Raw genomic sequence first — 24526 nt, forward strand, 5'->3', positions numbered from 1 at the left:
ATAGTTATCCCAGTCTTAAAGGCAGGATAGTTATCCCAGTCTTAAAGGCAGGTTACCTACGTGTTACTCACCCGTCCGCCGCTAGCTTACCCCGAAGGATAAACCCGCTCGACTTGCATGTATTAGGCACGCCGCCAGCGTTCGTCMTGAGCCAGGATCAAACTCTCCATAATAGTGGACGATTGCTCGTCCGTATATCTGAAAGCTTAATTGCTCATTTGAAGCTAGCGAGATTTTGCAATCTCTTTTATAGTCGATTACTCGACTGTGCTTACTCACTCGTTGTTCAGTTTTCAAAGATCAATCACTCTTGTCCAACCTGCTCTCTCTCGAAAGCCGGAAGACCAATATACCATAGTTACTTTTCTTTTGCAACTTGTTTTTCTCAAGTTACTTTTGTATTTCCGCATGTCTCAGCGGCAACTTTTATAAGATAACACAGATGCCGCAGTCGAGTCAACCCAATAGTAGATGTATTATATTTACAGTTACAACAAAGCCCATTTCACACCAATTAGTAGTATAACACCCGGGATCCCTAATATAGTAGCCGTCCCTAATGTAGCCGTATTAATAGGCAGCTCTATATGTGTATATCCGCTCAATAGATTCAGTACGTATAACAGAAAAGCTGCGACTACTACATTTAGACCTAATGACGCTACTAGTCTACCGCCACCTCGGCTGCGAAACACAATCATCACTAACATAAGCGAGGAGAGTATCAACACCCCCCAAATGGCATATTTAAGAATCATGCTTTACACCTCCATTAAATGATCGCTGTCAATCAGGCTTACCCCTAATCGCTTCGCTTGTTTGATGAGCATTTCAAATCTCTTCTCTGCCGCTTCCATTGCGTAAATTGTATAGTCGATCTGATCCTTGTCCAAAGCGAACTCAAAGTGAGCTTGCGCCGCCACCCACGTCTGATGCGCAGCACGTATCTCTTGAATCAACATGATCTTGTCCTGTTTCAGTTCTTCCTTAACAGTCTTCGCTCGCGGACTCTTAAATCCACGCATGCCTAATAGAGCCGGTTTCATAGGCAAACCTCCATTCCTCCCACAATTGGGTTGATCTATACTTATGGGGATCATGGCATTTTCAGAACACTTTCCAGGCAGAAAAAAAGAGAGCTTCTCAGCTCTCCTTAACATGTATGCTTTTATAATTCCCTGCGGCCTTCCATCGCTTTGGATAAGGTTACCTCATCCGCATACTCCAAATCGCCGCCTACCGGTAAGCCATGGGCAATACGGGTAACACGCAGCCCAAACGGTTTAATCAATCTAGATAAGTACATCGCCGTGGCTTCGCCCTCAATATTCGGATTGGTGGCCAGAATCAATTCCTGTACCGTTTCGTCACCCAAACGCTTGAGTAATTCCGCGATATGAATTTGATCGGGTCCAATGCCCTCCATAGGGGAGATGGCACCATGCAGTACATGATAATAGCCTTCAAATTCTTTGGTACGCTCCAGCGCAACCAAGTCCTTCGGTTCCTGCACAACGCAGATGACGGAATTATCACGGCTTTTATCCTGACAAATACGACAAGGATCCACATCGGTAATATTGCAGCACACAGAGCAATAATGCAGGTTCCGTTTTACATTAACAAGCGATTTAGCAAAATCAATCACGTCTTCCTCTTTCATTCGAAGAACGTGAAAGGCTAAGCGTCCCGCTGTCTTGGGACCTACTCCCGGCAAGCGGGAGAAGGCATCGATTAACTTCGCTATCGGTTCGGGGTAATACAAAGGAAGTACTCCTTCATGGTACAGAGTCGTTGATTCTTGGTTGTCTTAGAACAATCCAGGGATGTTCATTCCGCCTGTGAATTTGCCCATATCTTTGTTAGCGATCTCTTCGGCTTTGGACATTGCGTCGTTAACTGCAGTCAACACAAGATCTTGCAGCATTTCAACATCGTCTGGATCCACTGCTTCTGGTTTGATCGTGATGCTTTGTACTTTCTTGTGCCCGTTGATGATACACGTTACTACACCGCCGCCAGCTGTTCCTTCAATCATTTTGGTGCCTAGTTCTTCTTGTGCCTTCATCATTTGCTCTTGCATTTTCTTCACTTGCTTCATCATTTGGTTCATGTTATTCATTATAGATCGCTCCCTTATCGTTAGTCTTCTTTAATCGTTACTAGATCTTCACCAAACAATTGGATGGCTTCGGATATCCATTCTTCTTTGACCGCGTTTCCGCGACCATCCTCAGCCACTAATTCCATCTCTTCAGGCGGGGCGTGCGTCGCATCACTCTTCGCATCATCCCATTCCTTACGCATTAAGGTCAACAAACGCATTGGCTTACCAAATACACAAGAAAGCACTTGTTCAATAATGACTTTATTCTCTGGCTTCTCCGTTGTATTACGATGCATATCATTCTTAAATGCGACAAGAACAACATCATCTAGCATAGCCACCAAATCACCATTAACAAACCAAGCATGAACGGTTATTTTCTTCTCTTTGACATCACCTAACACTTGACTCCACTTCATCAGTGCCGTCTTCGTATCTGGACTCTCAGAAGCCTTCAAGTATGGATCAAGCTTAAGACCTGACTTCTTAGAAGGTGCCGAGGCCACGGCTACTTTCGCCGCAGGCGCTTGCTTAGCACTTTCACCCGAAGCAACACTCACTCCCGATTTTACCAGTAGAGCTAGTTGATCTTCAAGTTGTTTCATTCTTTGGGTCATTTGAGCAAAAAGATCACCCTGCGGCTGACGCGCCCCTACTTCCACTGAGCCGTCCGATCCTCGGTGGCCACCGCTTATTTTCATAATAGCGATTTCTAATAAGGTTTGCGGTTGCACCGAATATTTCATCTCACTCTGATAATGGTTCAGTGTTTCAATCATACTCATCATCTCACTTGGCGTGAAGTGACTCGCAATCTCCTTAAGCTCTGCCATATCAAATACGCGTTCAGCGATCACAGGTGAATTCGGCACCATGCGCACCATCAGCAAATCTCGGAAATAATGAATCAAATTCTCAATACACTTGTCTGCGCTCTTCCCCTCTTGCATGAAAGTATCAATTAACTCTAGAGCAGCCCCCAGATTCTGTTCCTTGATATACGTGACAAGTCGCTTAAATTGATCGGAAGCAATACCGCCCGTAATCGACAAAATATCAGCTAGCTGTATTTCTCCTGTTGCAAACGATGCCGCCTGATCCAACAGACTTAACGCATCCCGCATCCCGCCGTCGGATAATCTTGCTATATAGTGAAGAGCTTCTTTATCAATCGAAATGCGCTCTTGATCACAAACATACTGTAGACGCCCTACCTCATCCTCCATGGAAACGCGTCGAAAATCAAAGCGCTGACACCGAGAAATAATGGTTGCGGGAATCTTATGAGGCTCCGTTGTTGCTAAAATAAACATAACATGCGCCGGCGGCTCTTCCAACGTCTTCAATAAGGCATTAAATGCTTCCGTCGTCAGCATATGCACTTCATCAATAATGTACACTTTCTGCCTGACTTCGGTGGGTGCGTATTTAACTTTATCTCGGATATCACGAATTTCTTCCACACCGCGGTTGGATGCCGCATCGATCTCGACAACGTCCATGACTGCGCCTTCCGTGATACGCTCACAGGCAGAGCATTGGTTGCATGGCTCTTCCGAGGGGCCGTTTAAACAGTTGATGGCTTTGGCTAAAATTTTGGCTGTACTTGTTTTACCCGTTCCACGGGGACCGTTAAACAAATAAGCATGGGTTAGGCGATTTTCCCGCAACGAATTCTGCAGTGTTTGTGTGATATGCCGCTGTCCGACAACATCACGAAACGTCTGCGACCTCCATGTACGATACAAAGCAATGTGTGCCATAGTGTTCCTCTCCAATAATCCCTGCGTGGATTGACTGTATCCATTATACTATAACGCTCCAAGGGATGAAATAGAGGATCACATATAGGGAATCGTGATGGTAAATGTCGTTCCAAAGCCTTTGGCAGCTACGCGAATCGTCCCGCCCATATCATGAATGATACGTTGGCATACAGAGAGCCCTAGCCCCGTGCCTGTATCCTTCGTTGTGAAGAAGGGATCAAAGATTTTATCAATGACGAACATCGGAATCCCTGTACCTGTGTCATGAATATCCACACACACATTTCGATCTGTCGTGTCTACACGCTCCGAAATCGTCAATATCCCACCATCGGGCATGGCTTCGATTCCATTTTTGCAAACATTCAAGAAAACTTGCTTCAATAGCTCGATATCTGCCGTCACCTCAGGGAGGTGGGTGGAAGCCTCATAGTGAAGTTGAACATTATAGAGGATCGCCTCATTCTGAATAACCGGCACGATGCCACGCAGGACTTCCGTCACACCAATACGCTCATAGGCCACATGCTTGGGCTTGCTCAACATCAGAAATTCATTCACTAGTGCATTAATCCGATCAATTTCTCCCAACATGACATCTGTAAAATTCTGTTCTTTGTCCATGCCACGGTCACCGAATGTACGACGCAGCATCTGTAAGAACCCTTTAATTGACGTTAGTGGATTACGGATTTCATGCGCTGTTCCTGCAGCAATTTGCCCGATCATCGCTAGACGATCGCTTCGCTGAACCATTTGTTCCAATGAGCGCATATTCGTAACATCTTTGAAAATAATGTAAGCCCCCACAATGTTCCCCTGACTATCCTTCAAAACATTAGAATCCAGCAGCAAATCAAACCGTTCTTGATTGTTCGTCCAGGAAACGGCGTGATTGCGGACTATCGCTCCATTCAGAATCGTTCGCTGCACGAGCTGGTGCTGACTCGGAACTGTGGCAAAAATCTCATCCAGCGACTTGTTGCGGATATGCTCCTTCTCCATGGCCAGCATTTGGCAGGCGCGATCACTAATGTCAGCAAGTCGGTAATCCATATTAATTAATAACACACCCAAGTTGATGTCTTTCAAAAAGGCATCCGAAAAGCGCTGCAGCAAGTTTAATGCTGTTCCTTCTTCTTTATTTTTTAATGATAATAAATATATACTTCTATCCTCGCATTGGAGCTTGAGCATGGAGAACTGAAAATAGATCATTTCCCCATTCTTCCCTAGTAGAAAACCATGGGGCCACTCCCCAACATCCGCTTCATCCCTAAAATGAAATTCGTATAACTCACGCAAAGTAGCCCTCATCTTAAAAAATTGAGGGCAGGGAACACCAGTAATTTCATCTGCTGAATATCCTGAAACTTTCAAGAGCTGATCCGTGACGAGTAACAACTTCTCATCTTCATCAACCATTACCATACCGGTTTGTATGCTGTGATTGAACAGTTTCCGCAGTTCGTTCATCGATACCGAGTACATCTGAGGCGAATGAATGGGCATGTCAACAGCTCCTTCACTTTCTCTTTTCGAACATCTCCGAGTAGCATCAGTCCATGTACGTATTGTATAAAGATTCTCTGTAAAGTCATATTTTTCCTGCAAAAGGCAAAAGAAAAAACGCCCTAATTGCTGGCGTTTCGGTTATGTGTTCTTACATATACGGTATGATTACACCGTGCACCTGTTATTGATAAAGTGATACAAGCGAACTCTTATCGTTGGCTCAAATCAGGCAGCCCCTCGGCACATGAAACATCTCACTTACGGCTGCTTCCTTCCAGACCTGACCGGGTTCATGAGCATCCATTGCGAAGGACCCAACTCTCAACACCACGTGTAAGAGCCAGACCTCACATCACAGTACCGCTAACAGGAATTCAACCTCGCTACAGCGGATTGCGAGTTACAGGGCACCGCTACCTCCCCGTCTAGCACAGTAAAAATAGTATATCTGATTCACTGCCAAATAGCAACCTAAGGGGAAAAAGTACCATATATAGGGATCTTTAACGTTAGTTAAAGTCTCTCTGCTTTGGGATCTTTAGCGTTAGCTTAAGTCTCTCTGCTTTGGGATCTTTAGCGTTAGCTTAAGTCACTCCAACTAGCGATCCATTCTTACTTGTATCTTATACCGCGGCATATTCGTCTCTAATGCCATTTGAGCCTGCGACCGCAATTCTTCAACTTGGGCCGCCGTCAAAGCTGCTTGTGGTTTAATTTTCACATTGGCAGAAGGACCATTGATCGCAATATTGGTCTTCTCGATGCCTGGCAGCTGAGCAAGCACTGCCTTCATGAGATTCGTATCATCCTCGTAATGATGATAGGTCGGATTCATCGGATCATTCGGGTTAACACTTGTAATACCCAACATACCGTCTTGCTTATAATTCTGAACTTTATACGTAGAATTATCATTCGTTTTCTTGTTATTCCCCGTGCCACAACCTACTAAACTCGCTATAAGGATAGCAGCTCCTGTAAGCTTAATTAGATCCTTGAACATAAAAACACCTCCCATTGGACTCTAAGCCTAAGCTTAGGATGACCAAGGGAGGTTGTCTTATGCTGATTGGCAATCAAGCAAATGATGCCAATTAGATTCCGTATTTCTTTTTGAACTTGTCGACACGGCCGCCTACATCGATAAACTTTTGTTTACCAGTGTAGAAAGGATGACAATTGGAGCAAATCTCAACACGAAGATTTGGCTTGATTGAACCCGTTTCGAACACGTTACCACAAGCGCAAGTCACTGTGGTTGCATGATAAGTAGGATGAATTCCTGCTTTCATTTGGTTCACCTCTTTCCGCCCTGAATCATTTGCTGAAACAGAGTTAATGGACGTACTATTGCATTGTAGCATATTCGCAAGCCTAGATGCAACACAATAAACGACTCCTTCGCCCTCTTTGGGCGAGTGCGTTTATCAAGAAAAATAGCCGCAATATCGAGTGAAACAAGCATCTCTATTTTTTGGAAAATCGATCGGGTAATACTTCCACCGAGATGGTTTATAACACCGTTGTGAGCGTACGATCACTCGTGTAAAACTTCGGCGTGTGGGAGTACGAACCAATGACAACCTCCGGCAATTCTTGCTCAAAAATTTCGATCATTTGCTTCATTCCTAGCAGTTCTCCCTGAGCCTTAGGGATAATGCTTAGATAGCTCTCAGGGTCAATATTCAGGTTGCGCAATTGAATCAATTTCAATCCCGTTCTGCGTACAAATTCAATCATCGCTTCGATCTCTTCTTCCCGATCGGTAACACCTGGGAATACGAGATAGTTGATCGATGTGATGACCCCTTTGTCGGTTGCATAGCGAAGGGATTTCTCGACATTCTTAAGAGTATAAGCTCTTGGCTTGTAATAAGCGTTGTAGTGATCATCCAGAGCGCTGATCGTGCTTACACGCATTAGATCTAGACCTGCATCGACAATGCCGCGGATATGGTCCGTAAGGCCCGCATTCGTATTGATATTGATATAGCCCATCTTCGTTTGCTCGCGCACTCGCTTGATGGCATCAATAATGATGACAGCCTGCGTGCTTGGTTCCCCTTCACAGCCTTGCCCGAAGGAGATAATGCTCTCCGGCGTACGCAGATGTTCCAACATGATCTCGGTAATTTCTTCGACCTTCGGCTTGAAGTTCATCCGCGTCTGCGGAGCAACAAAGCCACTCTCGTCTGGCTGTTCCGAGATGCATCCGAAGCAGCCTGCATTACAGGAGTAGGAAACAGGGACAGCCCCTTCCCAACGTTGTAGGAACGTGTTCGAAGCGGTCAAGCACTCGTAGCCCAGTGCACAGTTCGACAAATGCGCATACAAGCGATTCTCCGGATACTTGGCGACTAACCGTTTGACTTCAACCTCGAGCTCATCTGGATCACAATGAATCGGATTCCAGAAGTACGGATTGTCGGTCAAACGCGCGGCTACGTAGAAGCCGTCTTCTTTCCACACGACAGCGGTATAACCGAACAAAGGCAATGCCTTCGTCTTATCGGACTTCACATACCCTGGGAGAAGCAGTCGTGTGAAGCCTTGTGGAAGCAACGCTCCTACCGCGTGATAATCACCCTCTACCAGCTTCATCTCACCTGTTGCAGCATCAATGCCAACAGGGCGCGTGAAGGGTAGACTCACGAGTGTTGATCCTTCAGGTAGAGGGATCAGTTCTTCATCTAATATTTCGGTAATCATTTCTGCATTTCGACCAAGCGCGAAATAATCAGGATGATCAAATACATTTCCTTGTGAATCTGAATAAACCAAGTTCATAACGGTACTCCTCTTTGTACGTTAAAGTAAACGAACACGCAAACTTTCTTACTAAGTGTCGTTTAACTAAAGCTTAAGATGCTGAGTTTTTGACTTTGCCTTTATGTTGCTGGGTTGACGCTCCCGCCCCTGGGGAGGCCAGCGAGTCTAAAAACTCTTGATTCGTCTTCGTATCCGCAAGCTTCTTAATAAAGGCTTCGGTATACTCATGTGAATCATTCATGCCTTTGCGAAGTGCCCATACTTTCTCGAGCTCATCTTTGCCGAGCAACGCTTCCTCGCGCCGAGTCCCTGAACGACGAATATCAATAGCAGGGAAGATACGGCGCTCCGCCATCTTGCGATCGAGATGAAGTTCCAGATTACCTGTCCCTTTAAATTCTTCATAAATGACGTCATCCATACGTGAACCGGTTTCAACAAGTGCTGTAGCAAGAATAGTTAAACTGCCGCCTTCTTCAATGTTACGAGCTGCTCCGAAAAAACGCTTAGGACGGTGGAAAGCAGCGGGATCAACACCACCGGACAATGTCCGGCCTGAAGGCGGCACTACGAGGTTATACGCTCTTGCTAAGCGCGTAATACTATCGAGTAGGATAACGACATCTTTCTTATGTTCAACTAGACGCATAGCACGTTCTAAGACAAGTTCAGCAACTTTAATATGATTCTCTGGAAGCTCATCGAAAGTTGAGGCAACGACTTCACCTTTGACAGAGCGCTGCATATCGGTAACTTCCTCAGGACGCTCGTCAATCAACAGAACGAATAGCTCAATCTCGGGATAGTTGGTAGAAATACTGTTTGCGATTTCTTTGAGCAATAATGTTTTCCCCGCTTTAGGAGGTGCCACAACAAGTCCGCGCTGACCCAAACCGACAGGAGCAAGCAAGTCCATAATCCGCATCGAAATCTTGGTAGGCTCGGTCTCAAGTGTAATCCGAGTATCTGGATATAGCGGCGTTAGTGCAGGGAAATGCAAGCGTTCTGCAGCCGTTTCAGGCTTCTCACCATTCACTGCTTCGACTTGGAGAAGTCCATAGTAGCGCTCATTCTCCTTAGGCGGTCGACATTTCCCAGATACAATATCACCTGAGCGCAAATCAAATTTGCGAATTTGAGAGGCTGAAATATAGATATCTTCTGAGCTGGGAAGGTAGTTAATTGGACGCAAGAATCCAAATCCTTCCTGCAAAATTTCCAAGACACCTTGCATGAACAAGAATCCACTCTCTGCTGCTTGTGCACGTAAAATGGCAAAAATGAGTTCTCTTTTCTTCAACGTACCGTAATAAGGAATCTGATGTTTCTTAGCTAGTTTATATAATTCAGTAAGCTTGAGTACTTCAAGCTCAGCAAGCTGCATGCTCATGTTTCAACCACCAAACTATTAAATTTTCAATTGGATTCTAGCATTGCCTGATGTCTGGAACTTTATTCCTCGTTCTCACGCCAAACTTCGGCTCCTAGGGAAGATAGATTAAATACTAAGTTTTCGTATCCGCGATCAATGAACTCTACACCCGACACTTCCGTGATCCCGCCTGTCATTACACTGAGGCCAGCAATTACCAAAGCTGCTCCTGCACGCAAATCTGTCGCTCTTACTTTGGCTGAGCTCAGCTGCGAGCCTTCAATAATGGCCGAACGCCCCTCCACTCTTATCTTAGCACCCATGCGCACTAGCTCTGGAATATGCTTAAATCGATTACTATACACATGATCTGTTAATACACTAACACCCTTTGCTTGGCACAGCAGGCTAGACATTGGTGATTGCAAATCCGTTGCAAACCCAGGGTAAATTAATGCTTTCACATCTACGCTTTCGTAGATAGGCTGACCTACGATGCGAATGGATTCATCCATCTCATAAACATGAACACCCATTTCTTGCAGCTTCGCTGTCAAAGCTTCTAAATGCTTCGGAATTACATTATCTACGGTAACATCGCCGCGCGTCGCCGCTGCAGCAATCATATACGTTCCCGCTTGAATACGGTCTGGGATAATGGAATGACGGCAGCCGTGAAGCTCAGACACCCCTTCAATCCGAATTGTATCCGTACCCGCACCTTTAATTTTCGCACCCATGGAGTTCAAAAGTGTTGCTACATCTATAATTTCAGGCTCTTTCGCCGCATTTTCAATCGTAGTTAACCCTTTGGCACGTGAAGCTGCCAGCATAATATTGATCGTAGCGCCGACACTCGCCATATCTAAGTAAATCTTAGCACCACGCAGTTCCTTAGCACGAATATGAAGGGCTCCGTTTTCGTTACTTACCACAGCGCCTAGTGCTTCAAACCCTTTAATATGTAGATCAATCGGACGCGGTTCGAAATTACATCCACCTGGAAGACCAATCGTTGCCTCACCAAATCTACCCAGAAGAGCACCCATCAAATAATAGGAAGCGCGCAGCTTCTTCACTTTGCCATTCGGCATAGCCATAGGCTTCATATGAGTCGGATCAATCGTCATCCGATCCTCGTTCCAATCGATTGTTGCTCCTAAGTCAGTCAGAATTTCTGTATATATAGCCACATCGCTTAAATGTGGAAGGTTATCCAACGTTACTGGTGTTTCTGCAAGTACTGCGGCTGGAATAAGTGCAATGGCACTATTCTTTGCTCCACTAATTTGAACAGTTCCCCGTAGTGGGCGTCCACCGACCACCATTAATTTCTCCAACATACTTCTCCCCCTAAACCAGGTGCCTTCTCACTAAAGTTAAATCAACAGATCCTACTAAATCTCACAAAAAATTGGACGGAAATCCACAAAATAAGGAAGTAATAGATGAGTGCGAGGTAAAATACAACAAATAGAAGAAGGAAACGCCCGCAATGACACAGACAGACGGCAACGATTGTCGACCATCCATCTGTGTATTACTGCATTTCCTATCCTGTCTATACAATTTGGAATTAAGCTTGGTTGCTGCTTCCGAACAATTGAATTTTGGATTTTACTACTTCGATCATAGCGCTACGAGCTGGGGTTAGATATTTACGAGGATCATAAATTTTAGCATCTTTGTTCAGAGCTGCGCGGATACTTTCTGTGCATGCCACTTGGTTCTCTGTGTTCACGTTGATTTTGCCAACGCCTGCTGCAATTGATTTACGGATCATTTCGTCTGGAACGCCGGATCCACCATGCAAGACAACTGGAACTGGGATCGCTTTGGAAACTGCTTCAATAATATCAAAGTGAATGTTCGGCTCGCCAGCGTACATACCATGTGCAGTACCTACTGCGATTGCCAAACAATCCACGCCTGTTTCTTCGTAGAAACGAATCGCTTCTTCTGGTTTTGCAAGGTTAGCGTGCTCTTCATCAACGGAAATGTCATCCTCAACGCCACCGATTGTTCCAAGCTCACCCTCAACGGATACGCCCATAGCACGAGCAGCTTTAACAACTTCTTTCGTCAAACGAATGTTTTCTTCGAAAGAATAGTGGGAACCATCGAACATAACGGAGCTGAATCCTGCACGGATACATTTCATTGCTACTTCAAACGAACTACCATGGTCTAAGTGCAATGCGATCGGAAGACCGGATTTCTTAGCTGCTGCTTCTGCAATAGCTACAGTAAACTCGATGCCCATATATTTTAGTGCGCCTTCGCTAACACCATAAATGAACGGGGAGTTCAGTTCGATTGCAGCTTCCACAATCGCTTGAGCAAACTCAAGATTGTTCATGTTAAATTGACCAACCGCGTATTTCCCTGCTTTTGCCTTAGGTAAAAAATCATTCATTGAAACCAATGCCATGTTTCTCTTCCTCCTAGAACCTCTTTAGTAGATGCGCATACCGCTCTCTGTTCATACCTGAGTTATTATAGCACATAACTTTTCAAATGATAACCAAGCCTTCATTTTTCCAAAACAAAAAAAAGACCCTATGACTAGGATCCTACTGCGAAACCACTGCTGGATTCATTATTCAATTGCATATTCACAGCCAGGCGCAGCTCATCAATGTCAAATGGCTTCGTAAAATGCATGATCGCACCTAAATCCGTCGCTTCTTTGATCATATCCAGCTCACCATATGCCGTCATCATGATGACTTTGATTGAAACATCAATTTCTTTCACATGCTTCAAAATATCAAGTCCGTCCATACCGGGAATCTTCATGTCTAGTAGTATGAGATCAGGCGATACATTTCTTACGATTTCCAAGGCCAACTTGCCATTGGAGGCTTGATAGGTATCGTACCCTTCGTTACTGAACACTTCCATGAGAAGTACACGAATTCCATTTTGATCATCCACTACCAACACTTTTTTCTTCATCAGCCAAGTCCCCTCCCGAAAACGAATAACAAGTTCCAAACCTATTAGTCAAGATATTCGCTATTCATTTTCGTTTTCCTTCCGAGGAGAGCATTTATTTTGAAAAGTTTTACATAAAAGTTGATTATCAGGAGAGAGATTCCTCCGTCAGCAACGTGAAATTTTAACGAGCGATCAATTGTGCAGCTTTCACGAATTCACGGAAAAGTGGCTGTGGACGGTTCGGACGGGATGTAAATTCCGGGTGGAATTGTACAGCCAAGAACCAAGGGTGACCAGGAAGCTCTACCATCTCGACCAGACGACCATCTGGTGATGTACCCGAAATACGCAACCCTGCAGATTCAACCAATTCGCGGTATTCATTATTAAATTCGTACCGGTGACGATGTCTTTCGTAAACTAGCTCATCATTGTACGTCGTCGCAGCAAGTGAACCAGGCGTCAATTTACAAGGGTATAAACCTAAACGCATCGTTCCGCCTAGATTCTCAATATCCTTCTGCTCTGGCAATAGATCAATTACTGGGTAGGCTGTTGTTGGATTAATCTCGGAGCTATTCGCGCCGTCCAATCCACAAACAGAACGTGCATATTCGATAACAGCGACCTGCATCCCCAAACAAATACCGAAGAACGGAATTTCTTTCTCACGCGCATAGCGAATTGCCGCTACTTTCCCTTCAATCCCGCGATCACCAAATCCACCTGGTACAAGGATACCTTGTACACCAGAAAGCAGTGAATGCACATTATGATCGTAGATATCTTCTGCATTGACCCAACGAATATCAATCTCGGAGTCATTGTCGATACCCGCGTGTCCAAGTGCCTCAACAATACTAAGGTAAGCATCGTGAAGAGCTACGTACTTCCCAACGATGGCGATTTCGGTCTTCTTGGTTAAGGATTTCACCTTGCGAACAAGGCTTTCCCATTCTGTCATATCTGGTTGATTGGTTGAGAGCTTCAAGTGATTCACAACGTAATCATCCAGACCTTGCTCACGAAGCATCATCGGTACTTCATACAACGTTTCTGCATCTTTACATTCAATAACTGCAGCTGGATCGATATCACAGAACAAAGCGAGCTTACGCTTCATATCTTCTGTCAAAGAATGTTCCGTACGACAAACAATTACATGCGGTTGAATACCGAGGCCGCGTAGTTCTTTAACGCTATGTTGCGTTGGTTTTGTTTTGACTTCACCAGCAGCTTTGATATAAGGAATCAACGTAACGTGAATGTACATGACATTCTCGCGGCCGATATCATTTTTCATTTGACGAATCGCTTCCAGGAATGGCAAGCTCTCGATATCCCCGACAGTACCACCGATTTCAGTAATAACCACATCAGACCCAGCTTCACGACCTGCGCGAATCACACGTTCTTTAATTTCATTCGTAATATGAGGGATAACCTGTACAGTTCCGCCTAGGTACTCGCCTCTGCGCTCTTTGGTAATAACAGAGGAATACACTTTTCCTGATGTCACGTTCGAGCTTTTGGACAAGTTAATGTCGATAAAACGCTCATAATGACCTAAATCCAAATCCGTTTCTGCACCATCATCTGTTACGAAAACTTCCCCATGCTGATAAGGACTCATGGTTCCTGGGTCCACGTTAATGTAAGGATCGAACTTCTGAATCGTAACTTTCAAACCTCTGTTCTTGAGCAGTCTTCCTAAGGAAGCTGCTGTAATTCCTTTGCCAAGGGATGAAACTACGCCTCCCGTAACGAAAATGTATTTTGTCACTATGTACGCCTCCTTATATTTGTAAGCTTGTAAGCTTCCGCTTTAGATTTTCGCCAGGCTACTGGCATCGTTATAACATGAAGATAAGTGTAAAAAGGTGCTAGAAAACTGGCTTCATCAGCATAAGCTCTTGGTTGTCGCCAGGACAAAGGTGTAATAGCATTAGCTTCTGCTAAATAAGTGTTTTCATGAACAAATCACAAAAAAAAAAGCGCAAAAAAACAAAAAAAGTGACACCCGTAGTGACGGGGCACTTTTTGAACGCATGCGCGAATTGTTAAGATTCTTTTAAAGCCCATGCAATAGTTTACTCTGAACGTATAGGGACTGTCAAGACAAGTTATTTGTTGTCGTCTTCGTCGTCTTCATCCAAATCTTCTTCATCCTCATCGGAATCCAAATCATCTACGTCATCCTCAGTATCATCGCTCTCTTCGATACCCGCTTCGCCAAGATCCTCTTCGATTTCTTCATCTTCGAAGAATTCAGTATCCTCTTCCGCTTCTTCTTCCTCTTCGGTTTCGGTACCAAATGCATCATACTCGTCTTCTTCTGCGTATGTATCTTCTTCTTCCGCATAGACGTCTTCATCCAGATCATCATCTTCATCGTTGATAATTCTAGGACGCTTCGCGTTCCCAACCGCATCGTCGGACTTCTCAACTGGATACCAACGCTTCAAGCCCCATAGGTTTGTACCTACACAAGCAAAACGTCCATCGATGTTGATTTCCGTATATAGTTGGGCAATTACATTCATGACATTATCTTCAGAAAGCCCTTTTATTTTAGCAATTTCAGCCATAAGTTCACGGTAGTAAAACGGCGTATTCGCCGACTTCAGCAATTCGAACGCCAAATCCACCATGGGCATTTCGCGTGCTTGCTCTGTGGTGATTTTGAGTGTGTATTCGCTGCTCATCTAAGGCACATCCTTTTCGATCATTTCTTGACTACGTTATCTACCATAACCAATATCTTCATTAAGTAAAACCTATTTTTTCTAAAATTGCAACTACCCCACAATAAACGTCTACGCCGACCTCGTAGGTCGAGTGCGTTTATCATGAAATATAGCCTATTTATTGTCTATTGTGAAACATATAAATTCTATATTTTGAAATAAACGGCTGCCTAACATCTAAAAACAACCCATAAAAAGGAATACAGGCAAAGGTCCCCCTCCGCCTGCGACTGTACCCAAAGGAACCGCTTGCTGATGAACAGCAGTCGTTTCCACTACCTGAGAAAGAGACACTCCTGCCCGCGCCTCTCTATGTATCCTATGTTGAACCTACGCATCTGACACGGCCCTGCACCCATTTATTTCTACAAGTGCGTGTTAAAAAGTCTGGTTTTCAGCACCGAGAAGCCTAGGAAATGAGGAGCGGAGCGTAGTGGAAGCTAAGTGAGCACCGGAATTTCCGGCTGAATTCAATCTTCGATGTCGAATACGGAACTTGGACTACTTCGTGATCAAAATTGGACTTTTCGACAACCTCTATAAAGGCGATGACACGGTCAAGTTCGATGACCTGTACATAGGATAGGGGAGATAATGATTATATGCTGTAACGGGGGGATGGCACGATGGATACAGCCACCTTTCTTCATCTGCTCCATGAAGATCTAGGTCTTACTAAACAACCAGCTAGAAAGCACCTTATCCATTTCACCTCTAACACAGATTACTTTGCCTGCAAATCAGAGCTCCTACGCATGACGTCTGAACTCCCCAGACTATCCCTGGTTCTGCCTCTAGACATTATCCACGCCTTTTCCTGTACCTTGTGTCCGGATACAAAACTCAGAAGCTTTACAAGCACGACACGTATCGAAGCGGATACGAAATTGACTATAAATAAGGTTAAAGGTAGAAAGACCGTACCGAAACGAGCCACTATTCTATCCAGCTCGCGTGCACGCACCATCCCTTGGGGAGTTGATCAAATTGGTGCTCCTGAGATCTGGAGTAAATCTGTCGGTAAAAATATTCACGTCGGCGTCATTGATACGGGTATCGACTATAAGCATCCTGATTTGCAAAACTCAATCTCGCATGGCGTCAACTTATTAAATCGCAGGCTCATGCCCCATGATGATAACGGGCATGGCACACACATTGCGGGCACTATTGCGGCAACGGGCCGTAATTCCGGTATTATTGGTGTAGCTCCCCGATCTATTATTCATCCTGTTAAAGCTTTTGACCAAAATGGAAGTGCCTATGTATCTGATATCATCGCCGGTATTGATTGGTGCGTCCAAAATGACCTCGATATTATTAATATGAGTTTCGGAATGAAGACGTACAATCCTGCACTGGAGCAAGCGGTTTTGAACGCTTACTACCGAGGGAAGGTTATTGTAGCCTCCTCTGGTAATGATGGCCGGAAGAAAACCATTGATTACCCTGCTCGGTTTCCCTACGTTGTCTCCGTAGGCGCCACAACACGAACAGGGCGGATTGCTCCCTTCAGCAATCGCGGAGCACAAATCGACATCTATGCCCCCGGTGAGCGCGTGTATTCGGCTTGGATCGGCGGCAAATATAACGAGCTCAGCGGCACGTCGATGGCAACGGCGCATGTAAGCGGCGTTATCGCCTTAATGCTTTCCATGCGCGCCATGTCACCGCAGCAGATCAAAAACGCGCTGCGCCGCTGCGCGTTCCCGCTGAGCAAGCGCCCGAACGTCCGGTGGCAGCCCGGGCAATTGAACGCCCAGCGCGCGATCCGCGCGGCGGGGCAAGAGTAAGCTGGCGCGGCGCCAGCTTTTAAGCGCAGGGGTACCTCCTGCGCTTAGAAAAAGAAGAAGCTCCCCTTTTGACCAGTGGTCAAGGGGAGCTTCTTCTGGCTGAGCGGGTGTTACATCCGCTCAGGGGCGGACACGCCAACCACGCGAAGCGTGTTGGCTAAGGTCGTGCGCAGCGCACCGAGCAACGCGAGGCGCGCTTGTGTTAAGGCTGCGTCATCTGTGATGACGTAGTGGCCTCTATAGTAGCTATGGAACTGGCTTGCCAGTTCGTATACATAGCGGATCAAGCGGTGCGGCGCGTACTGCTCAGCCGCAATGGCGATCTCTTCCGGAAGCTCGCCGATCTTGCGAAGCAAGTCGAACTCGGCTTCCGAAGACAGCTGGGACAGGTCAACCTGTTCCAGGGGAAGGACTTGAACCCCTTGCTCTTCCGCCTGGCGGAAGATGCTGCAAATCCGTGCATGGGCATATTGCACATAGAACACGGGGTTTTCATTGGACTGGGAAACGGCCAAGTCCATGTCAAAATCCAAATGCGAGTCCATGCTCCGCATCGCGAAGAAATAACGAATCGGGTCTACGCCGACTTCGTCCATCAAGTCTTCCATCGTAACGGCTTTGCCGGTACGTTTGGACATTTTAACTTTTTCACCATTCTGGAATAAGCTCACCATTTGAGCGATCAGCACGACAAGACGGTCTGCTTCGAAGCCAAGAGCGGTCATAGCTGCTTTCATCCGCGGGATGTAGCCATGGTGATCAGCGCCCCAAATATTAATTAAGCGGTCGTAGCCGCGTCCGAATTTATTGCGGTGGTAAGCGATATCTGGCGTAAGGTAGGTGAAGGATCCGTCGTTTTTGATCAAAACACGGTTCTTGTCATCTCCAAGCGGTGTCGTATTCAACCACGTTGCGCCCTCTTCTTCATAGATATGACCATTATCGCGCAGCTCTTGAAGTACAGGCGGGATAAGATTGTCTTCATAGATGGACGTCTCGGAGAACCAGTGGTCAAAATGAACACCGAAGCGGCCTAAATCGCGTTTGATTTTGTCGAGCTCTTTCTCAAGTCCATACGTACGGAAATAAGCACGACGCTCTTCATCCGACAAGCTCAGTAGACGATCGCCTTCTGTAGCTGCGAGTTCCGTTGCAAATCCTTTGATATCTTCACCAAAATAGCCATCCTCTGGCATTTCCGCTTCTTGTCCAAGCGCTTGCAGATAGCGTGCTTCGATGGATTTCGCCAAATTAATGACTTGATTACCCGCATCGTTGATGTAGTATTCACGAGATACGTTGTAGCCGGCAAGATCCAGCACGTTACATAGCACGTCACCTACGGCTGCGCCACGGGCATGTCCAAGATGTAAGGAGCCCGTGGGATTCGCACTAACGAATTCCACTTGCACTTTAAGTCCTTGACCTCCGTTCGATTCTCCATAGCGGTCACCGAGCTTTGCAACATCAGCAATCACTGGGTAGAGGTAAACATTATCCATTTTAAAATTAATAAAGCCTGGACCCGCGATTGCCGCTTCGGATATATTAGCTGCGTCTTTGTTCAAGTTGGCACTGATTTGCTCCGCGATCTGTCTTGGGTTTACCTTCGCAATACGCGTCAGCTGCATCGCTACATTCGTCGCGAAATCGCCATGTGTCTTCTCTTTCGGCACTTCCAGAATGATTTCTGGCAACTGCTCCTCGGAGACGATACCCGCCGCTAGAACAGCCTCTTTAATTGCTTGCTTCACTTTCGCTTTTACTTCGTTAAGAACGTCCATTTGTCTTACTCCTCCTGAATTAACAACTTGATTCGATAGGCTCCTGCATGTGTGCCTGATGCATATAGATCATAGCTCCACCTCGTAATACCGATCCCATGGATGGCCTCCGAAGTCAGCTTGTGCGTCTCAATTTCCAGTTCCATTCGGAGCTGTGGTGTGTGATAAAAGCCCGTCCGCTTCTCTCCAGGAACGAAGGTTTGCTCCGCTTGTACATCCCCTTGGCGAATAATACGGATCTGATTATCTTCGAGCTTAATAACCGTCACGGTCCGTCCAAGCTCGTTCGGCTCTTCCTCATAGCGGATATAGGTATGATCGCCTTTCCGGTACAGATCCCCGCGCGCCTTCTGCACCGTGGTCTCACTCCCGCTTCGACTCTCGATTCGAATCCGCACCCGCTGCTTGTCCGTCATGATTCGATAATCCCCTCTTCTTCTGTTGCTACGAATGACAATTCGTGTCACAACGTAGGCATGTTAGCTAATAGTTTATATGAAAGGATAAGTAAATTCAATGCATGGAAGGGTTTGAGAGGATTGGAGACGAGTTCGTGATTGGAAAAAGATGAAAAAAAGCCTCCTGATCCGTAGAAAACGGACTTGGAGGCTCCTGTGTTATAACGTTGGAACGGGTCTACCGATCGCTGCCCATTGCTCTCTGGCTGGACCGTAGGCGCCGATAACGGGAAGGCCTGCTTGGCGCATTAGAATCGTCAGCTGACCACGATGATGAATTTCATGCTTCAAGAAGCTGTATAGGGTTGTGCTGATCGTCCATGGCATACCGAACATCGTAACTACATCTTGCAGTTTCTCGTCTGTCCATTGCGTGCGAATCGCGCCGAGTATGTTCTGCGTTGTAGTCCGATATGCTTCTGCAATGACTGCTGCCTCTGCAGGTGGCACACTTACAGCAGCCGGCGATTCGAATTCCAGACCTGTTCCGTACAGCATACCGCGCTCCGCGTGAACCAGATGCCACGCAATATAACCAAGTGGACGGTAACCTTCGGCTTGGACTTGGTTAAGGGACGCATCTGTTAATGTATCTAGCAGTTGCTGCGTTGTAGCCGATTCCATTTGGTATTCTTGGATGAAACTCTCAATTGTCGTAAACATATATAAAACCTCCTAGGGATGGCGGTACAGGCTCACTTGATCTTGATGCTCGCACTAGCACGAGCACTCGTGCTCGAAGCTCGCGCTTGGTGCGATTCATGTCCTGTCCTTATGTTTACAGTATAACTAGGTGCTACTGACAGCTGTATGGCAGTGATTAAAATTTGTTTAAAGTAGAATTGTTACTTGAAGGAACGTAAGCGAGTTTAGTTGAGTTTAGTTGAGTTGAGTTGGCGCCGAATGCATGAAGGGGAACGTCAGTGCGTTATTCTGCTCAAAAGCAGCTGAATATGGGATAAAGGGGAACGTGGATACCTTATTTTCCTTAAAAGTGATGCGAACTATGCAAATTAGCTGAATTAGCGTACTGACGTTCCTCTCGAGTCTGAAAATGACAAATACAGCTCAAATAGCGCACCGTAGTTCCGCTTCATTGGTAAGTCGGCGGTCGGCAAGTGGACGGGGATCGGGATGGGTGGAGGAGTTGGATAGAGCTGAGGGTTGGGGGATGCGTTAGTGTGTAACTATGTGGATTTGAGGTTTGGGGGTTGGGGGCGGCTTGCGTGGCCAACACGCAAAAAAGAAGCCGACAAATCGGCTCCCTTTTCTATTCAAATCTTATTTATCCGCGATTCCGCAGCTTATTTAATCAAATCTTCAACAAACTTAGGCAATACGAAAGCTGCTTTGTGCAAGCGTGGTGTGTAGTATTTCGTTGGGAATTCAGGGATTGCTGATTCTTCTACTTGAAGCGGATCGTGCTTTTTGCTGCCCATTGTGAATGTCCATAAACCGCTTGGGTACGTAGGGATATTCGCACTGTACACACGAACGATCGGGAAAATTTCTTTCACGTCGCGATTTACCGTTTGGATCAAATCCGCTTTGAACCATGGGTTATCCGTTTGAGCCACGAAGATTCCGTCTTCTTTTAACGCATCGAAGATGCCTTGGTAGAAACCTTTGGAGAACAGCTCAACAGCTGGACCTACAGGCTCTGTGGAATCGACCATGATGACATCGTAAGTGTTTTTGTGATCGTGGATGTGCATGTAACCATCGTTAACGATAACTTCAACGCGCGGGTTGTCCAATTCGCCAGCGATTGTTGGCAGGTATTTCTTGGAGTACTCGATAACTTTGCCATCGATATCAACAAGAACGGCTTTCTTCACTTTCGGGTGCTTCATGATTTCACGAATAACGCCGCCATCTCCGCCGCCTACTACGAGTACGTACTCTGGGTTCGGGTGAGTAACAAGCGCTGGGTGAGCAACCATTTCATGATAAACGAATTCATCTCTCACTGTTGTCATAACCATGCCGTCTAGTGTAAGCATTGTGCCCCACTCTTCGGTTTCAATCATGGAAAGATCTTGGAAATCTGTTTGCTCTCTGACGTAAGTCTCCGTGACTTTCGCTGTAATACCGAAGCTATCGGTTTGTTTCTCTGTATACCATAATTCCATATGTAACCCTTCTTTCGCTTCTCTATTTGGATGAATAATTCCAGACATTCGTTATCACTAACAGTGTTCCACCAGTTGGAAAAGTCATACGAGTTTGAGTTGTATTTCCCAGTCCTCTCACACGCACAAATTGTATTATAGTTCATTACCCCCAAAATGCAATATTTTCCTCAATCTTTTGGCCAATTAACAAAAAATATTTACAATTCATTGAATACGGACTGCCATGCTTTTCCATACTGGGTAATAGCGCCTTTGGGCAAGGAGAAAGGAGGCAAGCGAAGCATGTCCGATAATGAGAATACGAATGAGAAGCCACGCCAACAAACACMAGAAACAMAATCGGCCAGACGGAAGGATGAGATTCCTGCTTCCATGCGGTGGATGAGGCGAATCAAGAAGACCTTTTCGTTCTTCTTTACCTGCAGCCTATTGATGCTTATCGGGGCCGCTGCCTTTCTAGTTTATTTGCGCTCCCAAACACTTCCCGTCACCAAAACGATGCAAACCTCCCAGATGTATGATGTACACGGCGAGGTCATTGATACCTTTTATTCAGGGGAAAATCGACAGGTGGTTTCATTAAATGACATCTCACCTTACTTAATACATGCAACGCTCGCCGTGGAGGATCAACATTTCTACGATCATTTCGGCGTGGACGTTAAAGCGGTAGCACGCGCAGCCATTGTGAATGTTCAGGCGATGGCCAAGGTGCAAGGAGCTGGCACGATCACGCAGCAGTTAGCTCGTAATTTATACTTAACTCATGATCGTACGTGGACCCGTAAAATCAAAGAAACCGTGTACGCCATTCAAATGGAAATGCAGCTCAGTAAAGATGATATCCTTGCTGATTATTTGAATCAAATCTATTATGGGCATTCGACCTACGGCATTGAGACTGCGTCCGAGCTTTTCTTCGGCAAGCATGCCAGTGAATTAACCCTAGCAGAGAGCGCAATGATCGCTGGGGTGCCGAAAGGACCGCGTTACTATTCCCCTTATTATGATTTGCAAAATGCGATGGATCGGCAAAAGGTCGTTCTCCAGACGATGGTGAACAGCGGCTTTATTACCCAAAGCGCCGCTGACGCTGCTAGCAAGGAAAAGCTAACGATTCTGCCGTTAACGAAAAAGAAGCCTTCCGCTGCCCCTTATTTCAGGGATTATGTACGTAACCTAGCGACGGAAAAGCTCGGCATCTCGGAAGAACAATTCGATGAAGGCGGCATTCGCATCTATACCACGCTGGATAAAAATGCTCAGCAAATTGCGGAGAATGTCATCACGAAGCAGCTTGAAGGCAAGCCCGAGCTGCAGGCTGCTCTGGTCGCGGTAGACCCGCGCACGGGAGAAATTAAAGCCATGGTTGGCGGACGCGACTACGCAGAAAATCAATTCAACCGTGTGCTGTCGAATACACGACAGCCAGGGTCATCTTTTAAACCATTCGTGTATATGGTCGCACTCATGAATGGCCTCACACCTGTCTCCATGGTCAAGAGTGAACCGACGGTATTTACCTATGATGAAGGGCGCCAGCAATATACGCCAAGAAATTTCAATGACCAGTATACCAATGGGAATATTGATATGCGGCAGGCGATTTCGAAGTCAGATAATATCTATGCGGTGCATACGATTCTCGAGGTGGGTCCACAAAAGGTCATCGACTTCGCGCGTAAGCTCGGGGTTGCTTCGCCAATGAAGCCGCTGCCTTCCTTAGCGCTAGGTTCCTTCCCCGTGAGTCCGCTGGAAATGGCTTCAGCCTTTGCCTCTATTGCGAATCAGGGCGTGCATCATGAAACGACCGCGATTTTGCGAATCGAGGATGCCAATGGGCGTGTCTTATATGAAGCGACACCTAAGGAGGAGCAAGTCATACCACCTGCTGTTGCCTATGTGATGACTAATCTCATGGAAAGTGTGTTCGAAGAGGGTGGAACGGGAAACCGTGTAGCCAGTACGATTAAGCGGCCAATTGCCGGCAAAACGGGTACAACGGATACGGATGCCTGGCTCGTCGGCTTCACGCCGGAGCTTTCCACTGCAGTCTGGGTGGGCTATGACAAGAGCCGCAATATCACAACGGTGGAATCCCATCTCGCCTCACCGATCTTCGCGGATTTCACCGAACAGACTTTGGATGCGATTCCGCCGAAGCTGTTCCCGATCCCTGAAGGTGTGACGACGGTTTACATTGATCCGCTAAGCGGCAAATTGTCTAATGAGGACTGTCCGAATTCCAAAATGGAGGCTTTCCTTACGGGTACTGAACCCACGACATATTGTACAGGCAAACCTGCTAATCCAGATGCGGCAGGYGGTCAAAAATCCGGTTCCAAAGGCGATAACGGCTCTTGGTGGAACGATCTAAAACGTTGGTGGAACGACTAACATTCCACTAAATAAAAACACAAAAAGGCAGTACTAAGCGCGTCTTAGTCCTGCCTTTTTGCTGTCCTAGTATATGAGGTAACATACACTAGGGTATAGTATACCCGCTTCGACATTGCGGAACAATGGATGACACATAATGTTCATATTCTCCATATTCGCCGCTTTATGCTTAGGAGAGAGCGTCCTTGAGGCTTTGATCCGAGCGGTTCCACCAGTCTTCGTTGTGCGCAATCAGGCAGTTTCGAAGGGCTGTTCGCTCACTGTCAGACAAGCCCTCCAGGATGAATTTACGTTTCATCGCGCCGTCCATTTTGTTCACGTGCTCCGCAAGAATCTTCCATCCGCGGCGTGCTTCGGTGTCGACTAGCATTTCGCAAGCGGACATCCCCGCATAGTAGGCGCCCTCTTCTGTACGATCAACCGCTACCCACACGATCCACGCTTTACGACCATTAGGGACATCCTCCTTGTTCGTGGAGAACTTAATGCCTTTCTCGATCTTACTCTTCGCATGAAGAGTACCTTCATCCAAATACGCTTCATCCCCATCAATAATGATGCCGGAGACGTTACTCAGATCAATGGCTCCTGCACCGAAGCCTTTGTGATTCACTTTCGAGCTTACTATATTTAAGGCCAGCTTCTTCTTATCCGCTTCCATAAGGGCACCTTCCACTCTACATTAGGCTAAAATGACGACATGCTTTCATTGTAGCGAAAGTCTCCCAGTAGAACAAGTG

The 24526-nt window shown here is 46.1% G+C and carries 22 protein-coding genes, 1 rRNA gene and 1 other RNA gene; 2 read left to right on the plus strand and 22 right to left on the minus strand.

Annotated elements, in window-relative coordinates; genetic code table 11:
• From AC1DLM_RS25065 to rpoE, 17 genes are all read right to left on the minus strand, one after another.
• Positions 1-173 (minus strand): 16S ribosomal RNA (locus AC1DLM_RS25065); the annotation flags it as partial.
• 315 nt (positions 174-488) lie between these two features.
• Entirely contained in the window at positions 489-758 is a 270-nt protein-coding gene (locus tag AC1DLM_RS25070) for a pro-sigmaK processing inhibitor BofA family protein (RefSeq protein ID WP_441991981.1), read from the minus strand.
• 3 nt (positions 759-761) lie between these two features.
• Positions 762-1046: a DUF2508 family protein gene (locus AC1DLM_RS25075; RefSeq protein ID WP_477571500.1), complete on the minus strand. Its 285-nt coding sequence runs from the start codon at positions 1044-1046 to the stop codon at positions 762-764.
• A 122-nt stretch (positions 1047-1168) separates the two neighbouring features.
• Positions 1169-1765 (minus strand): recombination mediator RecR, encoded by a 597-nt coding sequence (gene recR, locus AC1DLM_RS25080; protein WP_056621953.1) that lies wholly within the window; start codon positions 1763-1765, stop codon positions 1169-1171.
• Between the two features lie 45 nt (positions 1766-1810).
• Positions 1811-2122: a YbaB/EbfC family nucleoid-associated protein gene (locus AC1DLM_RS25085; RefSeq protein WP_028555044.1), complete on the minus strand. Its 312-nt coding sequence runs from the start codon at positions 2120-2122 to the stop codon at positions 1811-1813.
• A gap of 20 nt (positions 2123-2142) precedes the next feature.
• Positions 2143-3870, minus strand: coding sequence for a DNA polymerase III subunit gamma/tau (dnaX, locus tag AC1DLM_RS25090; protein WP_477571501.1), 1728 nt, complete (start codon positions 3868-3870; stop codon positions 2143-2145).
• A 78-nt stretch (positions 3871-3948) separates the two neighbouring features.
• The gene (locus AC1DLM_RS25095; RefSeq protein WP_441991978.1) at positions 3949-5385 is read right to left on the minus strand and encodes an ATP-binding protein; all 1437 of its coding nucleotides are present in this window, start codon (positions 5383-5385) and stop codon (positions 3949-3951) included.
• 173 nt (positions 5386-5558) lie between these two features.
• An RNA gene (gene ffs, locus AC1DLM_RS25100) (signal recognition particle sRNA large type) lies at positions 5559-5822 on the minus strand.
• 164 nt (positions 5823-5986) lie between these two features.
• On the minus strand, positions 5987-6391 hold the full coding sequence (locus AC1DLM_RS25105) for a hypothetical protein (RefSeq protein ID WP_477571502.1): 405 nt from the start codon (positions 6389-6391) through the stop codon (positions 5987-5989).
• 91 nt (positions 6392-6482) lie between these two features.
• Entirely contained in the window at positions 6483-6680 is a 198-nt protein-coding gene (rpmE, locus tag AC1DLM_RS25110; protein ID WP_056621960.1) for a 50S ribosomal protein L31, read from the minus strand.
• A gap of 220 nt (positions 6681-6900) precedes the next feature.
• Positions 6901-8175, minus strand: a complete 1275-nt coding sequence (locus AC1DLM_RS25115; RefSeq protein WP_441991976.1) for a radical SAM family protein — start codon at positions 8173-8175, stop codon at positions 6901-6903.
• Positions 8176-8248: 73 nt separating this feature from the next.
• Positions 8249-9547 carry a transcription termination factor Rho gene (gene rho, locus AC1DLM_RS25120; protein WP_441991975.1) on the minus strand — a complete coding sequence of 433 codons (1299 nt, stop codon included), beginning with the start codon at positions 9545-9547 and terminating at the stop codon, positions 8249-8251.
• Positions 9548-9609: 62 nt separating this feature from the next.
• On the minus strand, positions 9610-10869 hold the full coding sequence (locus AC1DLM_RS25125; RefSeq protein ID WP_441991984.1) for a UDP-N-acetylglucosamine 1-carboxyvinyltransferase: 1260 nt from the start codon (positions 10867-10869) through the stop codon (positions 9610-9612).
• 236 nt (positions 10870-11105) lie between these two features.
• Entirely contained in the window at positions 11106-11960 is an 855-nt protein-coding gene (fba, locus tag AC1DLM_RS25130) for a class II fructose-1,6-bisphosphate aldolase (RefSeq protein ID WP_065850891.1), read from the minus strand.
• Between the two features lie 134 nt (positions 11961-12094).
• Positions 12095-12487, minus strand: a complete 393-nt coding sequence (locus AC1DLM_RS25135; protein WP_056621969.1) for a response regulator — start codon at positions 12485-12487, stop codon at positions 12095-12097.
• A gap of 163 nt (positions 12488-12650) precedes the next feature.
• Positions 12651-14252, minus strand: a complete 1602-nt coding sequence (locus AC1DLM_RS25140; protein ID WP_056621971.1) for a CTP synthase — start codon at positions 14250-14252, stop codon at positions 12651-12653.
• 340 nt (positions 14253-14592) lie between these two features.
• Positions 14593-15174 (minus strand): DNA-directed RNA polymerase subunit delta, encoded by a 582-nt coding sequence (gene rpoE, locus AC1DLM_RS25145; RefSeq protein WP_441991974.1) that lies wholly within the window; start codon positions 15172-15174, stop codon positions 14593-14595.
• Positions 15175-15842: 668 nt separating this feature from the next.
• On the opposite strand from rpoE, the gene AC1DLM_RS25150 reads away from it, so the two are divergent.
• Positions 15843-17009 carry a S8 family peptidase gene (locus AC1DLM_RS25150; RefSeq protein ID WP_441991973.1) on the plus strand — a complete coding sequence of 389 codons (1167 nt, stop codon included), beginning with the start codon at positions 15843-15845 and terminating at the stop codon, positions 17007-17009.
• Between the two features lie 110 nt (positions 17010-17119).
• Here the strand turns inward: AC1DLM_RS25150 and argS are convergent, their stop codons facing one another.
• The 4 genes from argS to speE form a co-directional block, all read right to left on the minus strand.
• Positions 17120-18793, minus strand: coding sequence for an arginine--tRNA ligase (gene argS / locus AC1DLM_RS25155; protein ID WP_441991972.1), 1674 nt, complete (start codon positions 18791-18793; stop codon positions 17120-17122).
• Between the two features lie 5 nt (positions 18794-18798).
• Positions 18799-19209, minus strand: a complete 411-nt coding sequence (locus tag AC1DLM_RS25160; RefSeq protein ID WP_171629087.1) for a YwiB family protein — start codon at positions 19207-19209, stop codon at positions 18799-18801.
• Positions 19210-19410: 201 nt separating this feature from the next.
• Positions 19411-19914, minus strand: a complete 504-nt coding sequence (locus tag AC1DLM_RS25165; RefSeq protein ID WP_441991971.1) for a DinB family protein — start codon at positions 19912-19914, stop codon at positions 19411-19413.
• A gap of 641 nt (positions 19915-20555) precedes the next feature.
• Positions 20556-21383, minus strand: coding sequence for a polyamine aminopropyltransferase (gene speE / locus AC1DLM_RS25170; RefSeq protein ID WP_056621986.1), 828 nt, complete (start codon positions 21381-21383; stop codon positions 20556-20558).
• 285 nt (positions 21384-21668) lie between these two features.
• Between speE and AC1DLM_RS25175 the strand changes: the two genes are divergently transcribed.
• Complete coding sequence (locus tag AC1DLM_RS25175; RefSeq protein ID WP_477571503.1) at positions 21669-23783, plus strand: transglycosylase domain-containing protein; 2115 nt, start codon at positions 21669-21671, stop codon at positions 23781-23783.
• Positions 23784-23955: 172 nt separating this feature from the next.
• Here AC1DLM_RS25175 and AC1DLM_RS25180 read toward each other — a convergent pair whose 3' ends face one another.
• Positions 23956-24447 (minus strand): YwhD family protein, encoded by a 492-nt coding sequence (locus AC1DLM_RS25180; protein WP_056621992.1) that lies wholly within the window; start codon positions 24445-24447, stop codon positions 23956-23958.
• Between the last annotated feature and the right edge of the window lie 79 nt (positions 24448-24526).

Source organism: Paenibacillus sp. 01T442 (assembly GCF_056398345.1).

Excerpts from the sequence above, each read along its gene's own strand:
- AC1DLM_RS25070 (WP_441991981.1), bottom strand. The coding sequence starts at position 758 with ATGATTCTTAAATATGCCATTTGGGGGGTGTTGATACTCTCCTCGCTT.
- AC1DLM_RS25075 (WP_477571500.1), bottom strand. The coding sequence starts at position 1,046 with ATGAAACCGGCTCTATTAGGCATGCGTGGATTTAAGAGTCCGCGAGCG.
- AC1DLM_RS25085 (WP_028555044.1), bottom strand. The coding sequence starts at position 2,122 with ATGAATAACATGAACCAAATGATGAAGCAAGTGAAGAAAATGCAAGAG.
- dnaX (WP_477571501.1), bottom strand. The coding sequence starts at position 3,870 with ATGGCACACATTGCTTTGTATCGTACATGGAGGTCGCAGACGTTTCGT.
- AC1DLM_RS25095 (WP_441991978.1), bottom strand. The coding sequence starts at position 5,385 with ATGCCCATTCATTCGCCTCAGATGTACTCGGTATCGATGAACGAACTG.
- AC1DLM_RS25105 (WP_477571502.1), bottom strand. The coding sequence starts at position 6,391 with ATGTTCAAGGATCTAATTAAGCTTACAGGAGCTGCTATCCTTATAGCG.
- rpmE (WP_056621960.1), bottom strand. The coding sequence starts at position 6,680 with ATGAAAGCAGGAATTCATCCTACTTATCATGCAACCACAGTGACTTGC.
- AC1DLM_RS25115 (WP_441991976.1), bottom strand. The coding sequence starts at position 8,175 with ATGAACTTGGTTTATTCAGATTCACAAGGAAATGTATTTGATCATCCT.
- rho (WP_441991975.1), bottom strand. The coding sequence starts at position 9,547 with ATGAGCATGCAGCTTGCTGAGCTTGAAGTACTCAAGCTTACTGAATTA.
- fba (WP_065850891.1), bottom strand. The coding sequence starts at position 11,960 with ATGGCATTGGTTTCAATGAATGATTTTTTACCTAAGGCAAAAGCAGGG.
- AC1DLM_RS25135 (WP_056621969.1), bottom strand. The coding sequence starts at position 12,487 with ATGAAGAAAAAAGTGTTGGTAGTGGATGATCAAAATGGAATTCGTGTA.
- rpoE (WP_441991974.1), bottom strand. The coding sequence starts at position 15,174 with ATGAGCAGCGAATACACACTCAAAATCACCACAGAGCAAGCACGCGAA.
- AC1DLM_RS25150 (WP_441991973.1), top strand. The coding sequence starts at position 15,843 with ATGGATACAGCCACCTTTCTTCATCTGCTCCATGAAGATCTAGGTCTT.
- argS (WP_441991972.1), bottom strand. The coding sequence starts at position 18,793 with ATGGACGTTCTTAACGAAGTAAAAGCGAAAGTGAAGCAAGCAATTAAA.
- AC1DLM_RS25160 (WP_171629087.1), bottom strand. The coding sequence starts at position 19,209 with ATGACGGACAAGCAGCGGGTGCGGATTCGAATCGAGAGTCGAAGCGGG.
- AC1DLM_RS25165 (WP_441991971.1), bottom strand. The coding sequence starts at position 19,914 with ATGTTTACGACAATTGAGAGTTTCATCCAAGAATACCAAATGGAATCG.
- speE (WP_056621986.1), bottom strand. The coding sequence starts at position 21,383 with ATGGAATTATGGTATACAGAGAAACAAACCGATAGCTTCGGTATTACA.
- AC1DLM_RS25180 (WP_056621992.1), bottom strand. The coding sequence starts at position 24,447 with ATGGAAGCGGATAAGAAGAAGCTGGCCTTAAATATAGTAAGCTCGAAA.